Here is a 14,147-nt window from a genome sequence, read left to right as displayed (position 1 = left end):
GGATCCCGGACGGGTCCGGGCGGCTCGGACGTACGGAGCGGCGGCCGGGAACGCGGGCTCCCGGCCGCCGCGGTGCGGTCGTCGGCTACTGGCCGGCGGGGAACGCGGGGATTTCGAGGCAGGGCTCGAACTCGGCGGTGGCGTGCTTCATCAGCAGGCCCACCCGGTCGCGGAACCCGGCGCCCTGGAGGGCCGCCGCGTGGGCCTCGCGGCTCTCCCAGGTGCCGGTCTCGATCAGGACGTTCTCGTCCTTCAGCGACTTGTACAGGGTGTGCGACACGAAGCCGGGACGGCTCTTCATGTAGCCGGTGATCTCGCCCAGCAGCCGCTCGAACTCGGCCCGGTCACCGGTGACGGTCAGCTTGTTGACGATGGTCAGCATGGTTCCTCCTGAAGGGGTTCGGTACGGACGGGCGGTGCGCCGTCCCGGTGCGGACGGCGCGTCGTGCCGTCCCGGTACGGGTGTCGCGTTGGTGCGCGGCGCCGGGGTCAGTCGAGCTCCCGGTGGCCGATCGCGAGGTACTCCCGCAGTTCCTTGCCGGGGTGGTTGCGGGCCCATTCGCCGACCTCGCGCATCTTCGCCGGGGTCGGGTCGATGAAGCGGGTGGCGGGGTCGGTGAAGCCGAGCGCGGGGAGCATCCAGTCGGACTCCCGGATCCGCGCCTGCATCCGCTGCGCGGCCTCCTCGCTGGCGAGTTCGCCGGCCTCGACCTGCTCGCAGACCTCGACCAGTTCGGTGAACAGCTCGTGGTAGAAGTCGGTCGGGCACCACAGGCCGGGGTAGCGGTCGTCGTCGAGGGCGCGGCAGTGCGCGTCGTCGCCGGTGGCGACGGTGCGGGCGATCGCGGTGGCCAGCCGGCGGCCGCCGAGGATGCTGGCGCTGCCCCAGAGCCGGAACACGCAGTCCCACAGCCGGTGGTCGGCGAAGGCGATGAACGAGGAGTTGACCAGTTTGTCGTTGTAGTCGAGCAGGCCCTGCTCCAGGCGCTCGACGTACTCGAAGCGCTCGGGGGCGAAGTCGTCCTCGCGCAGCGCGTCCATGAGCCGCCAGGACAGGGTGTTGATGATCTCGCAGGTGTTGGCCAGGCCGCGGGAGAACAGCGGGTCGAGGAAGCCGGCCGCGTGCGACATCAGGCACCAGCGGTCGCCGACGGTGCGGCTGGAGGAGTACTGCATCCGTCCGGTGCGCACCCACTCGCGCACCGGGCGGGCGCCGGCCAGGTGGCGCTCGACCGCGGGGAAGCGCCGCACGTGCAGCCAGAACTCCTCCTCCGGGGTGAGGTCGGAGCGCTCGGGGTAGGTGCGCGGGTCGATCTGGATGCCCACGCTGCACAGCGGGTTGGTGGCGTTCTCGTGGTTGTCGAAGGGGATGACCCACATCCAGCCGCGGTCGAAGATGTGGTGCATCGTCCCGTCGTTCCAGCGCTCCGGGGGGCGCTGGCCGGCGGGCACGTCGATGTGGTCGTCGTACGGCTGGACGCCGACGAAGTGGGTGAAGATGGACCGGGCCTGGTGCTTGAGCCGGGTCGGCACCTCGCGCAGGTCCTCCTGGTGGGCCAGCGGGGAGCGGAAGCCGCTCGCGTCCACGAGGTAGCGGCCCTCGTACACCGTGCCGTCGGCGCCGGCGACCGAGACGCCGTCCTTGCGCAGGTCCAGGCGCTCGACCCGGAAGTTCTGCCGGGCGTCGCAGCCGTAGCGGACGGCGGTGTGGAACATGTAGGCGTCGGTGTCCTGGCGGAAGTAGTGCGCGGCGTAGCCGATGACCTCGGGGATCCGCAGCTGGTTGCTCTGGGCCGGGTCCGGCTCCGCGCCCTCCTGGTGGATCTGGAAGCCGAAGTTGGTCTTCTGGCCGTGGGAGCTGCTGACGTGCTTGATGGTGTCCGGGAAGCTCGCCAGGTAGCCGATCTCCGGGACGTCGTAGCGCTGGGCGATCAGCCGCAGCAGCGCCAGGGTCTGGCCGATCGTCGACTCGCCGATGGCGAAGCGCGGGTGCTGGGCGCCGTCGAGCAGCAGGGTGCGGAATCCGTGCCGCGCGAGGATCGAGCCCAGCATCGTGCCGGACAGCCCGGTGCCGACGATGATCACGTCGTACGGTTCGGCGGTTCCGGCGGTTCCGGCGGGGTCGGCGGGTTTCACGGGCGACTCCAGTCTCGTGGTCGGTTCCCGACATCGGGTGCGGGGACGGGCGGCGGTGGGGGCGGGTCCGGGCGTGGGGGCGGTCAGGGTCGGTCGGCCGGGGTCAGTCGGGCAGGGTGAGGCCGGCCCGGCGGGCGGCCTCGTCGAGCACGTCCTCGTCGAGCCGCTCGCCGCGGGCGGCCACGTACGCGTCCGGCCGGACGAGGATCCAGCCGCCCGGCCGGCCGCCGAGCGCGGCCGTCAGCCGGGGGTCGTGGGGCAGCGGGGCCGGGTGGCCCGCGCCGTCCTCCGCCGCGGTGCGGACGGTGCGGACGGACAGCCAGTCCTTGTGCCGGTCGGCCAGGGCGGCGGCCGGTTCGCCGGTGTGCGCCGCGCCCGGGCCGGAGAAGACCAGCAGGGTCCAGCCGGGGTCGCGCAGCTCGGCGAGCAGCGCCTGCCAGCCGGGCGTCGCGGAGTGCCGCTCGTCGACCTGGGTGATCCGCTCGCCGGGCGCCGGCCCGGAGCGGGCGCCGGCGGGGGACGGCACGGTCAGCGGGCTGAGGCCGTAGTGCAGGTTGAGGCCGGAGATGCCGCCCAGGAAGCCGCGCTGCACCCGGGCGCGCAGCGGGTGGACGGTGCGCAGGACCCCGAAGAGCAGCGGGAGCAGCCGGTCGGCGACCGGGTTCTTCAGCTGGATCATCCGGGTGGCCCGCTTGGTGGTGGCGAGCAGTGCGGCGCCCACCGGCACCCGCTCCGCGGTGTAGCTGTCCAGCAGGCCCTCCGCGGCCTGGCCGTGCACCACCATGGCGAGCTTCCAGGCCAGGTTGTAGGCCTCCTGGATGCCGGTGTTCATGCCCTGGCCGGAGGCCGGGCTGTGCACGTGGGCGGCGTCGCCGACCAGCAGGCAGCGCCCGACCCGCATCCGGTGGACCATGCGCTGCTGGAAGGTGAAGACCGAGACCCACCGGGGCGGGCCGACCCGGAAGGGCACCCCGGTGCCGGCCGAGAGCATCCGGGTCAGCCGGTCGGCGACGGTGTGCGGGTCGGTGCTGCGGTCGCGCGGCGAGGTGTCCAGCATCCGCCAGCGGCCGGGCTCGGTGAGCGGCACCGCCATCAGCGTCACCCCGCCGGTGCGCACCCAGTAGATGCTGTCGGCGGGCAGCGCGGTCTCCACCCGGGCGTCGGCGAGCATCCAGGTCTCGGCGCTCTCGCCCTCCAGGGGGACGCCGAGGGTCTTGCGGACCAGGCTGTGGCCGCCGTCGCACCCCAGCAGCCACGGCGTGCCGATGTGCTCCCGGGCCCCGCCCGGCAGCTCCAGCCTGGCCCGGACGAAGCCGTCCTCCTGGGCGAGTTCGGTCAGCCGGGTGCCCCACTCCACCTCGACCCCGAGCCGGGCCAGGGCGCCGCGCAGGACCCGCTCGGTGTCGGCCTGGTCGACCGCGAGGGTGAACGGGAAGCGGGTGGGGGTGGCCGAGTAGTCGGCGTCGAGCCGGGCCATCCGCCGGCCCCGCTGGTAGAGCGTGAAGGCGGTGATCCGGCGGCCCGCGGCCAGCATCTCGTCCACGATGCCCATGTGGTCGTAGACCTCAAGGGTGCGCGGGTGCGTGGCGATGGCGCGGCTGGTCGTGGGCGGCTCGTCGCGGGCGTCCACGATCCGCACGCGCAGCCCGCGGCGGGTCAGTTCATGGGCCGCCGCCAGGCCGACCGGTCCCGCGCCCACCACGAGCAGCGGGGCGTGCGGCCGACTGGTCGGATCCGTCGTCATACGGCTCACCTCCTCGGCAACGTTCGCGTTCCGGCCGATGCTGGCGACGGCCGTTCGAGGGACGGACGAGGCCGGATGGGCGTCGGCCGGAGCGGGTGCCGCCGCGGGCCCTCCACCACCGCTCGATCGCGGGTTGAGCTCGGCCGTCCATCGTCCGGAAGCACAGATCCGACGGGGACTCGGGGCGGTTCGCACCGGACGCGGGTCACTGCCATGAGGAGGTTGCCGGTGGACCGGCTCGTCGCGATTACCGGAATCGGCGTGGTGGCGCCGGGAGATCCAGGCACGAAGGCGTTCTGGGACCTCGTCGTCTCGGGGCGCACGGCGACCCGGACGATCTCGGGGTTCGACCCGTCGCCCTACCGCTCCAGGATCGCCGCCCAGTGCGTGTTCGACCCGCTGCAGGCGGGCCTCGGCCTCCAGGAGGTCCGCCGGCTGGACCGCGCCGCGCAGCTCGCCGTGGTCGGCACCCGTGAGGCGGTGGCCGACAGCGGGCTCGAACTGGGCCAGGAGCGGCCCGAGCGGATCGCGGTCTGCCTCGGCAGCGCCGTGGGCTGCACCATGAGTCTGGAGGCCGAGTACGCGGTGGTCAGCGACAGCGGCCGCCGCTGGGAGGTGGACCACGCGTACGCGCTGCCGCACCTGCCGGACTACTTCGTGCCCAGCTCGCTGGCGGCCGAGGTGGCCTGGACGGCCGGGGCGGAAGGCCCGGTCAACATGGTGTCGGCGGGCTGCACCTCGGGCCTGGACGCGGTCGGCTACGCCTGCGACCTGATCCGGGAGGGCAGCGCCGACGTGGTGATCACCGGCGGGACGGACGCCCCGATCTCGCCCATCACGGTCGCCTGCTTCGACGCGATCAAGGCGACCTCGACCTACAACGACGACCCCGAGCACGCGATGCGGCCGTTCGACCGCACCCGCAACGGCTTCGTGCTCGCCGAGGGCGCGGCCGTCCTGGTCCTGGAGGAGGCCGAGCGGGCCCGCCGGCGCGGGGCCAAGATCTACGCGCTGATCTCGGGCTTCGCGGCCCGCAGCAACGCGTACCACATGACCGGACTGCGCTCCGACGGACGGGAGATGGCCGCGGCGATCGACGCCGCCCTGGCCGAGGCCCGGCTCGCCCCGGAGGCGATCGACTACGTCAACGCCCACGGCACCGGCACCCGGCAGAACGACCGGCACGAGACCAACGCGTTCAAGCGCGCCCTCGGCGACCACGCCTACCGGACCCCGGTCAGCTCGATCAAGTCGATGATCGGGCACTCGCTGGGCGCGATCGGCTCGATCGAGATCGCCGCCTGCGCGCTGGCCATCGAGCACGGCACCGTCCCGCCGACCGCCAACCTGACCGAGCCGGACCCGGAGCTGGACCTCGACTACGTGCCGCTGACCGCCCGGGAGCGCGAACTGGACGCCGTCCTCACCGTCGGCAGCGGGTTCGGCGGCTTCCAGAGCGCCATGGTGCTCACCCGGCCCGGGGCGGTGCGGGCATGAGCGAGCGACGGGGGCACCCGGGCCCGGAGGCCGGCGGAGTGCGGACGGTCACCGGGGGCGCGTCGGCGAGTACACCCGCCGTCGTCACCGGCATCGGCATCGCCGCCCCCAACGGCCTGGGCACCGAGGAGTGTTGGCGCAGCACGCTGGCGGGCACCAGCGGGATCGGCCCGATCTCGCGGTTCGACGCCTCCGGCTACCCGGTCCGGCTGGCCGGTGAGGTCCCGGGGTTCGAGGTGGCCGCGCACGTGCCGAGCCGACTCGTCCCGCAGACCGACCGGATGACCCAACTCGCCCTGGCCGCCGCCGACTGGGCACTCGCGGACGCCGGGGTCGACCCGCAGCGGTTCGACGACTTCGAGATGGGCGTGGTGACGGCCAACTCCTCGGGCGGATTCGAGTTCGGCCAGAAGGAGTTGGAACAGCTCTGGGCGAACGGCCCGCAGTACGTCAGCGCCTACCAGTCCTTCGCCTGGTTCTACGCCGTCAACACCGGCCAGCTGTCGATCCGGCACGGGATGTGCGGGCCGAGCGGCGTCACCGTCGCGGAGCAGGCCGGCGGCCTGGACGCGCTCGGCCAGGCCCGGCGGCAGCTCTCCAAGGGCATCCGCCTGGTGCTCACCGGCGGGATGGACGCCTCGCTCTGCCCCTGGGGCCTGGTCGCCCAGCTGCCCTCCGGCCTGCTCAGCGAACAACCGGACCCGCAGCGGGCGTTCCTGCCCTTCGACACCGCGGCGAGCGGCCAGGTGCTGGGGGAGGGCGGCGCGATCCTGGTCATGGAGCCGGCGGCGGCCGCGCGCGAGCGCGGCGCCCCGCACCTCTACGGCGAGATCGCCGGCTACTGCGCCACCTTCGACCCGCGCCCGGGGTCGGGCCGGCCCTCCCGGCTCCTCGGGGCGATGCGCGGCGCGCTGGACGCGGCCGGGCTGACCGCCGAGGAGGTCGACGTGGTGTTCGCCGACGCCTCCGGGGTGCCCGAATCGGACCGGGCCGAGGCCGAGGCGGTCACCGCGCTGTTCGGCCCGCGCGGGGTGCCGGTGACCGCACCGAAGACCATGTTCGGCCGGCTCAGCTCCGGCGGTGCGCCGGTCGACGTCGCGCTGGCGCTGCTGGCGCTGCGGGACGGGGTGATCCCGCCCTCCGTCAACATCACGGCGCCGGTCGAGGAGTACCGCCTGGACCTGGTCACCGAGGCCCGTCCGGCCCGGCTGCGCACCGCCCTGGTCGTGGCGCGCGGCGCCGGCGGCTTCAACACCGCCCTGGTGGTGCGGGCGATCTGACGGAACGTCACCCGGAAGTCATGGATCTGGAACTGCGACGAGAGGATTCACCACCGTGAGCGCGTTCACCATCGAGGACCTCAAGCGGATCATGCGCGACTGTGCCGGGGAGGAGGAGTCCGTCGACCTGGACGGCGAGATCCTGGACCTCCGCTTCGAGGAGCTCGGCTACGACTCCCTGGCCCTGATCGAGACCACCAGCCGGATCTCGCGCGAGTTCGGCGTGCAGCTCCCCGAGGAGGAGCTCGGCGAGATCGGCACCGTGCGCGAGCTGCTGGAGCTGATCAACCAGCGGCTGTCCGTCCGCTCCTGACCCGTCCGCCCGGACCCACGCCGTACGGCGAACCCCGGGGGCCGGTGGCCCGGCACCTGCCGGGCCACCGGCCCCCGGCGCTCCGTCGCGCCCCCAACCCCCTACCCAGCAAGGGAGTCACCGTGCACCTGGCCGCCGGACCGGTCGCGCCGCTCGCCGCCCACGACCTGATGGTCTTCCTCCTCCAAGTGGGCCTGCTGCTCGGGCTCGCCGTCGCGCTCGGACGCCTCTTCACCAGGCTCGGGCTCTCCGCCGTCGTCGGCGAACTGTTCGTCGGCGTGCTGCTCGGGCCGTCGCTGCTCGGCCACCTGGCCCCCGGCTTCGCCGAGTGGCTGCTGCCGCACGACCCCGCGAGGTTCCACCTCCTGGACGCCTTCGGGCAGGTCGGCGTCGTCCTGATGGTCGGTGTGACCGGCCTGCAGATGGACCTCGGACTCGTCCGCAGGCGGGGAGCCACCGCCGTACGGGTGAGCGTCCCCGGGATCCTGGTGCCGCTCGGCCTGGGCATCGGGCTGGCGTACCTGCTGCCCGGCTCGCTGCTCGGCAGCGTCTCCGACCGGGGCACCTTCGCGCTGTTCGTGGGGGTCGCGATGGGCGTCAGCGCCATTCCGGTGATCGCCAAGACCCTGATCGAACTGGGCCTGCTGCACCGCAACATCGGCCAGCTGATCCTCTGCGCCGTCACCGTCGACGACATCGTCGGCTGGCTGCTGCTCTCCGTCGTCTCGGCGATGGCCACCGTCGGCGTCTCCGGCGGCCGGGTCCTGCACTCGATCGCCAACCTCGTGGTCGTGGTGGTGCTCGCCCTGGTGCTGCGCCGCGTCGTCACCGCGGCCGGGCGCCGGATCGCGGCCGGCCCGTCCGTTCCGGCCGTGCTGGTCGGCGCGCTGGTGCTCGCCGCCGCCGGCACCCAGGCGCTCGGCCTGGAGGCCGTCTTCGGCGCCTTCCTGTGCGGACTCGCCCTGAGCGGCACCCCGCTGGCCGACCCGGAGAGGCTCGCCCCCGTGCGCACCGTCGTGGTCTCGGTGCTCGCCCCGGTGTTCTTCGCGACCGCCGGACTGCGGATGGACCTGACCGCCCTCGGCCGGCCCGCGGTCCTGGCCGCCGGTCTCGCGGTGCTCGCGGTCGCGATCGCCGGCAAGTTCGGCGGCGCCTACCTGGGCTCGCGGCTCAGCCGGATGAGCCACTGGGAGGGCCTGGCGCTCGGCGCGGGGATGAACGCCCGGGGCGTGATCGAGGTGGTGGTCGCCATGGTCGGTCTCAAACTCGGTGTGCTCAGCCAGGAGATGTACACCGTGGTGATCCTGGTCGCCATCGTCACCTCGCTGATGGCGCCGCCGCTGCTGCGCCGGTTCATGGCGCGGATCGAGGAGACGGCGGAGGAGCGGCTGCGCGAGCAGGCGCTGACCCCGGGGTCGGTCGCCGTCCACCTCTGAGCGCGGACACCCACGAGCCGGGCCCGGCCACCCTCCGTGACGGACGGGGCCGGGCCCGGTGGTTTCGCCGCTCAGCCGACGTCGCGGCCGTTGGTGCCCTCCTGCCAGGAGGCGTCGACGCCCCAGGCGACGATCCGCTCCGGGGTGATCCGGATCAACTCCTCGGCGAGGTTCGGGTTGTGCGCCCGCCCGCCGGTGGCGAGCGCGGCGGCCCGGCCGCGGATCTCGACCCCGCGCGCCACCCACGGGTCCGTACCGGCGATGTCGTCGACGACGAAGGACACCGCGGGCTGCTCGGCCACGTCCCGGTACTTGCGGCTGCGGCCGAGGTCGCGGCCGGTGATGTCGATGGTGCCGTCGTCGTTCAGCCGGAATCCGACCGGGACGTTGTGCGGGCGGCCGTCGGCGCCGACCGTGGCCAGCCGGCCGATGCGCCGGGACCGCAGGTAGGCGGTCTCCTTCTCGGTGAACGGCATGGGTCTCCTCCTCGTGGGCGGGTGGGGGTGCGGGCGGGGCTCAGAGCGTCGCGAGCAGGGCCGCGATGAGGGTCCGGGCCTGGACGTTGAGGTACCCGTCGTAGCGCAGCAGCGTCATCGCCTGGTGGACGCTGATCCAGGCGAAGTCCGGGGGGACGTCCAGCGGGAAGTCCTCGGGCACCTCGACGATCCGGTAGCGGGAGCGGGCCTCGAAGAAGCGTCCGCCCTCCTCGGACAGCACGGTGTCGTAGCGCACCAGGCTCCCGGTGGTGGTCAACGCCTCGGTGAGGAAGCGCGGTTGTCGCTCGGGAGGCAGGCCCGCGTAGTTGTCCGGGCAGCACTGCACGGTCGGCGCGATCTCCGCGACGTTGGCCAGACCCGCCTCCACCCGGGCGTGCGCGAGCAGGTGCAGCACCCCCTCGACCGGCCGCACCAGGAAGGCGGTGACACCCAGCCCGATCGGCTCGAACAGCGGCTGGGTCCAGCTGGACACCTCGCGGTTGGCGGCGCTCACCGACGCGGCGATCACCTGGAAGTAGCGCCCCTGCTCGTGCCCGATCCGGTCGGCGGTCCGCCGCCAGCTCTCGATCCGGTCCAACGGCCGGTAGCTCTGGGCCAGTTCGCTGGTCGCCCGGATCCGGGTGAGCCAGCTCAGCACGTCGGTCAGCGACTGGTACGCGCCCTGGTCCTCCACCCGGGGGCCGAGCGGGATGGACGACAGCACGGTGCGGGCGTCCATGTTGACCACGTCGTCGAAGCCCATCAGCCGGTGGATCTGGCCGAGCGTCAGCCACCGGAACTCCGGCGCCTCGGGCGGCTCCTCGTCGATCTCCACCACGATGTTGCGGTTGCGCTTGCGCAGGAACCACGCCCCCTGCTCGGACTGCAGCGAGTCGAGCAGCACCTTCCCGCCGGTGGGCGGTACGAAGTGCTCCAGGAAGGTGATCGGCCGGCCCCGGTGCACCCCGGTGTAGTTGCTGCGGGTGGCCTGCACGGTGGGGGACAGCTGCACCGAGTTGATGTTCCCCGGCTCCATCTTGGCCTGCATCAGGAAGTGCAGGACGCCGTCGAACTCCTTGGCGACGAAGCCGAGGATGCCGATCTCCGGCTGGTTGATGATGGGCTGCATCCAGTGGGCCGTGTCCGTCCGGATGTCGAGCCCCTGGATGGTGAAGAACCGCCCGCTCTCGTGCCCGAGGTCGCCGGTGGCGGCGTCGAAGCCCCAGCCGGCCAGATCGGCGAACGGGATGCGGGTGACCTCGTGGCGGAAGATCCGCCGGTTCTCCTCCAGCCAGGCGAGGATCGCGCGGTTGGGCGTCACCGGGCTGTCGGTGGCGGCCGCCGAGCGGGTGAAGCGGCGGATCAGCTCGGTGCGGTCGGCGACGTCGGAGCCGTGCCGCAGGGCGGTGGCGGTCAGCGGGGCGGGAGTCATCGCGCCACCCGCACCCGGGTCAGGTCGCCGACGATCAACTGCTGCCGGGCCGCGGCCGGTTCGGCGTGCAGTTCGGCCCGGCGGCCGATCAGCGAGCCGTCCAGTCCGCGCACCCCGGTGATCGTGGTGCCCTCCAGCACGATCGAGTTCTCGATGCCGGTGGCGTCCAGCATGCAGCCCGGCCCGACCGAGGTGTACGGGCCGAGCCGGCTGTCCCGGACCACGGTGCCCGCGGCGACGGTGACCGGGCCGGTCAGCTGCGAGCGGACCACCTCGGCGCCCTCCGCCAGCACCACGTCACCGGTGAGCACCGAATGCCGGTCGACGCTGCCGCGGACGTCCCGCCGCAGGGTGTCCAGGACCGCGCGGTTGCAGTCCAGCAGCCCCTCGACGGTCCCGCTGTCGCGCCAGAACCCGGCGTACTCCAGGGCCCGGACGTCACCCCCCTCGGCGATCAACTCGCCGATGGCGTCGGTGATCTCCAGCTCTCCGCGGAGGCTGGGGCGAAGGTCGCGCACGGCCCGGTGGACCGCCGGGGTGAAGAAGTAGACCCCGATCAGCGCCAGGTCGCTCGGCGGCCGCTCGGGCTTCTCCACCACGGCGTCCACCCGGCCGTCCGCGCCGAGCGAGGCGACGCCGTACGCGGACGGGTTGGCCACCTTGGTCACCAGGACCTGGGCGTCCGGCCGGGTCTCCCGGAACACCGCGGCGGCCTCGGCCACCCCCTCGGTCAGCAGGTTGTCGCCGAGGTACATCAGGAAGTCCTCGTCGCCGAGGAAGTCCGCCGCGATCGCGACGCAGTGCGCCAGGCCCAGCGGCCGCTCCTGATGCAGGTAGGTGAGCCGCAGGCCCAGCGCGGAGCCGTCGCCGAACACGGCCGCGATCTGCTCGGCGTGCGGACCGACGATGACGCCGACCTCCTCGATCCCGCAGTCGCGGATGTTCTCCAGGCAGTGTCCGAGCACGGGCTTGTTCCCCACCGGGACGAGCTGCTTCGGTATCGAGTACGTGAGCGGGCGCAGGCGGGTGCCTGTCCCTCCGGACAACAACAGAGCCCTCAAGGTGCCTTCTCCTCACCGCCGCGGCACCGGAGGCCGGGCAGGCTCCGGAGCGGTTCGCCCCGGCCGGATACGGAAAGCGTGGGTCCGTCGCGGTGTGCACCCGGCACGGGACCGGCCCGCGCCGGGAGCACACACCGGCCCCAGGCGGGACGATGCTTGGGGCTCGCGTTCGAGGGGCGTTCAAGCCACTCTCTGCCACCTCCCCCGACCGGCCCTCGCGCGGCCCGGCTGGACGGGGCCTCCAGCGGGCGGCGACAGGCTGGCCGCACGACACCGACCGGCCGTACAGCGGAGGCGACGATGGACCAGACCCGAACCGAGCCGCCCGTCCTCAGGACGGGCGTGCTCGGCTGCTCCGACATCGCGTGGCGCCGGGCCCTGCCCGCGCTGGTCGCGGACCCCGCGGTGGAGCTGGTCGCGGTGGCCAGCCGGGACGAGGCCAAGGCCCGCCGCTTCGCCGGGCACTTCGGCTGCGAGGCGGTCACCGGCTACCGCGCCCTGGTGGAGCGCGCCGACGTCGACGCCCTCTACGTCCCGGTGCCGGCCGCCCTGCACGAGCCGTGGGTGGAGACGGCGCTGCGGGCGGGCAAGCACGTGCTCTGCGAGAAGCCGCTGACCGTCGACGCGGTGGCCACCCGACGGCTGGTCGAGCTCGCCGCCGCCCGCGGGCTGGTGCTGCTGGAGAACTTCATGTTCCAGTTCCACGCCCAGCACCGGGCCGTCCGGGACCTGCTCGACCAGGGCGCGATCGGTGAACTGCGGTCACTGAGCGCGGTGTTCACCATCCCGGCGCTGCACCCCGACGACATCCGCTACCGGCCCGAACTCGGCGGCGGCTGCCTGCTCGACGTCGGCGGCTACCCGATCCGCACCGCCCAGCTCTTCCTGGGCCCGGAGCTGCGGGTGGCCGGCGCGGTGGCCGTCCGCGACCCCGGCTCCGGCGTGGACGTCGCGGGCGCCGCGCTGCTGGTCTCCCCGGAGGGCGTCAGCGCCCAGCTCACGTACGGGATGGCGCACGGCTACCGCTCGGCCTACGAGCTGGCCGGCAGCGAGGGGCGGATCGTCCTGGACCGGGCGTACACCCCGCCGGCGGACCACCGGCCGGTGCTCCGGGTGGAGACCAAGGGCGGCACCGAGGAGATCGTGCTGCCCGCCGACGACCAGTGGGCCAACCTGGTGCGGGCGTTCGCCGCGGCCGTGCGCGGGGAACGGCACCTGGACCGCTACACCGAGGCGACGCTGCGGCACGCCGTCCTGACCGGGGAGATCCAGCGGGCCGCGGCCGCCGGCCCCCGGTGACTCCAACGGGCTTCGACCGAACATCCGCACCATCGACCGCGAACGGGCCCCGCGAGGCGGGCGAGCCCGCGGCCGCGCCTACTGCCGGGAGGAACGAAGGTGAACGACCGCCGCGATCTACTGATCGAACAGGTCCGGGAGTACCATCGCGAGATCAGCGTGGAGCAGGAGTTCGTACCGGGCGTCACGCCGCTGCTGCCGGCCGGTGCCGTGCTGGCGGAGGAGGACCGCGTCGCGCTGGTCGAGGCCGCCCTCGACCTGCGGATGACGTCCGGCGAGATCTCGGTGCGCTTCGAGCGGAAGCTGGCCCGCCACCTCGGCCTGCGCAAGGCCCACATGGTCAACTCCGGCTCCTCGGCGAACCTGCTCGCCCTGTCGGCGCTCACCGCGCACGAACTCGGCGACCGCCGGCTCTGCCCCGGCGACGAGGTGATCACGGTGGCGGCGGGCTTCCCGACCACGGTGAACCCGATCATCCAGAACGGCCTGGTGCCGGTCTTCGTCGACATCGAACTGGGCACGTACAACACCACCCCGGAGCGGGTCGCCGCGGCGATCGGACCGCGCACCCGGGCCATCATGATCGCCCACCCGCTGGGAAACCCCTACCAGGCCGAGGAGTTGGCCGACCTCGCGCGCGAGCACGGGCTGCACTTCGTCGAGGACAACTGCGACGCGCTCGGCTCCACCTACCGCGGCCGGCTGACCGGCACCTTCGGCGACCTCAGCACCGTCAGCTTCTACCCGGCGCACCACATCACCACCGGCGAGGGCGGCTGCGTGCTGACCCGCAGCGTCAGCCTGGCCCGGCTGGTGGAGTCCTACCGGGACTGGGGCCGGGACTGCTGGTGCGCCCCCGGAAAGGACAACACCTGCCTGAAGCGCTTCGACCACCAGCTGGGGACGCTGCCGCACGGCTACGACCACAAGTACATCTTCTCCCACATCGGGTACAACCTGAAGTCGACTGACCTCCAAGCGGCGCTGGGCGAAGCCCAGTTGACCAAGCTGGACGAGTTCGGCCGGCTGCGGCGGCGCAACTGGGCCCGGCTGCGCGAGGCGCTGGACGGGCTGCCCGGCCTGCTGCTGCCCAGCCCCACCCCCGGCAGCGACCCGAGCTGGTTCGGCTTCGTGCTCACGGTGCTGCCGGACGCCCCGTACACCCGGGCCGAACTGGTGGCCTTCCTGGAGGCGCGGGCGATCGGCACCCGGCGGTTCTTCGCCGGCAACCTCACCCGCCAGCCGGCCTACACCCACGCCCACTACCGGGTCGCGGGCTCGCTGGAGAACAGCGACACCGTCACCGAGCACACCTTCTGGATCGGCGTCCACCCCCGGCTCACCCCGGAGATGGTGGACTACCTCGCCGACTCCGTCCGGGAGTTCGTGACCTCCCGGCGCAGCCCGGTGCTGGCCGTCCCGGACGGCCTCGGGCAGGCGGGCGCCTGACGGCCGGGGCCCGGGTGCCGGGCC

The 14,147-nt window shown here is 73.3% G+C and carries 12 protein-coding genes; 6 read left to right on the top strand and 6 right to left on the bottom strand.

Annotated features, from left to right (window positions below; all coding sequences use genetic code 11):
• Nucleotides 1–85 precede the first annotated feature (85 nt).
• The 3 genes from ABT048_RS15825 to ABT048_RS15815 form a co-directional block, all read right to left on the bottom strand.
• Nucleotides 86–382, bottom strand: coding sequence for an antibiotic biosynthesis monooxygenase family protein (locus ABT048_RS15825; protein ID WP_350521953.1), 297 nt, complete (start codon nucleotides 380–382; stop codon nucleotides 86–88).
• A 107-nt stretch (nucleotides 383–489) separates the two neighbouring features.
• Nucleotides 490–2,136 (bottom strand): NAD(P)/FAD-dependent oxidoreductase, encoded by a 1,647-nt coding sequence (locus ABT048_RS15820; protein ID WP_350521952.1) that lies wholly within the window; start codon nucleotides 2,134–2,136, stop codon nucleotides 490–492.
• Nucleotides 2,137–2,239: 103 nt separating this feature from the next.
• Nucleotides 2,240–3,880, bottom strand: a complete 1,641-nt coding sequence (locus ABT048_RS15815; protein WP_350521951.1) for an FAD-dependent oxidoreductase — start codon at nucleotides 3,878–3,880, stop codon at nucleotides 2,240–2,242.
• A gap of 213 nt (nucleotides 3,881–4,093) precedes the next feature.
• Here ABT048_RS15815 and ABT048_RS15810 point away from each other — a divergent pair, with 213 nt between their 5' ends.
• From ABT048_RS15810 to ABT048_RS15795, 4 genes are all read left to right on the top strand, one after another.
• Nucleotides 4,094–5,377, top strand: coding sequence for a beta-ketoacyl-[acyl-carrier-protein] synthase family protein (locus ABT048_RS15810; RefSeq protein ID WP_350521950.1), 1,284 nt, complete (start codon nucleotides 4,094–4,096; stop codon nucleotides 5,375–5,377).
• Nucleotides 5,374–6,657 carry a ketosynthase chain-length factor gene (locus ABT048_RS15805; RefSeq protein WP_350521949.1) on the top strand — a complete coding sequence of 428 codons (1,284 nt, stop codon included), beginning with the start codon at nucleotides 5,374–5,376 and terminating at the stop codon, nucleotides 6,655–6,657. Before ABT048_RS15810 ends, ABT048_RS15805 begins: the two co-directional genes overlap by 4 nt.
• A 91-nt stretch (nucleotides 6,658–6,748) precedes the next feature.
• Complete coding sequence (locus tag ABT048_RS15800) at nucleotides 6,749–6,970, top strand: acyl carrier protein (protein ID WP_396552715.1); 222 nt, start codon at nucleotides 6,749–6,751, stop codon at nucleotides 6,968–6,970.
• Nucleotides 6,971–7,092: 122 nt separating this feature from the next.
• Nucleotides 7,093–8,406, top strand: coding sequence for a cation:proton antiporter (locus ABT048_RS15795; protein ID WP_350521947.1), 1,314 nt, complete (start codon nucleotides 7,093–7,095; stop codon nucleotides 8,404–8,406).
• A 71-nt stretch (nucleotides 8,407–8,477) separates the two neighbouring features.
• Here ABT048_RS15795 and ABT048_RS15790 read toward each other — a convergent pair whose 3' ends face one another.
• Genes ABT048_RS15790 through ABT048_RS15780 form a run of 3 tightly spaced genes read right to left on the bottom strand, consistent with a single transcriptional unit; the run spans nucleotide 8,478 to nucleotide 11,360 of the window.
• Nucleotides 8,478–8,882: a PPOX class F420-dependent oxidoreductase gene (locus ABT048_RS15790; protein ID WP_350521946.1), complete on the bottom strand. Its 405-nt coding sequence runs from the start codon at nucleotides 8,880–8,882 to the stop codon at nucleotides 8,478–8,480.
• A 40-nt stretch (nucleotides 8,883–8,922) separates the two neighbouring features.
• Nucleotides 8,923–10,314: an NDP-hexose 2,3-dehydratase family protein gene (locus ABT048_RS15785; protein WP_350521945.1), complete on the bottom strand. Its 1,392-nt coding sequence runs from the start codon at nucleotides 10,312–10,314 to the stop codon at nucleotides 8,923–8,925.
• On the bottom strand, nucleotides 10,311–11,360 hold the full coding sequence (locus ABT048_RS15780; RefSeq protein WP_350521944.1) for a glucose-1-phosphate thymidylyltransferase: 1,050 nt from the start codon (nucleotides 11,358–11,360) through the stop codon (nucleotides 10,311–10,313). Before ABT048_RS15780 ends, ABT048_RS15785 begins: the two co-directional genes overlap by 4 nt.
• A gap of 315 nt (nucleotides 11,361–11,675) precedes the next feature.
• Between ABT048_RS15780 and ABT048_RS15775 the strand changes: the two genes are divergently transcribed.
• Entirely contained in the window at nucleotides 11,676–12,674 is a 999-nt protein-coding gene (locus ABT048_RS15775) for a Gfo/Idh/MocA family protein (RefSeq protein ID WP_350521943.1), read from the top strand.
• 99 nt (nucleotides 12,675–12,773) lie between these two features.
• A complete protein-coding gene (gene rfbH / locus ABT048_RS15770; protein ID WP_350521942.1) occupies nucleotides 12,774–14,123 on the top strand; it encodes a lipopolysaccharide biosynthesis protein RfbH in 1,350 nt (449 codons plus the stop codon).
• Nucleotides 14,124–14,147: the final 24 nt, after the last annotated feature.

The organism is Kitasatospora sp. NPDC096140 (genome assembly GCF_040303045.1).
In the GTDB taxonomy this organism is placed as follows: domain Bacteria; phylum Actinomycetota; class Actinomycetes; order Streptomycetales; family Streptomycetaceae; genus Kitasatospora.
This window is presented reverse-complemented; position numbering and strand designations above follow the sequence as displayed.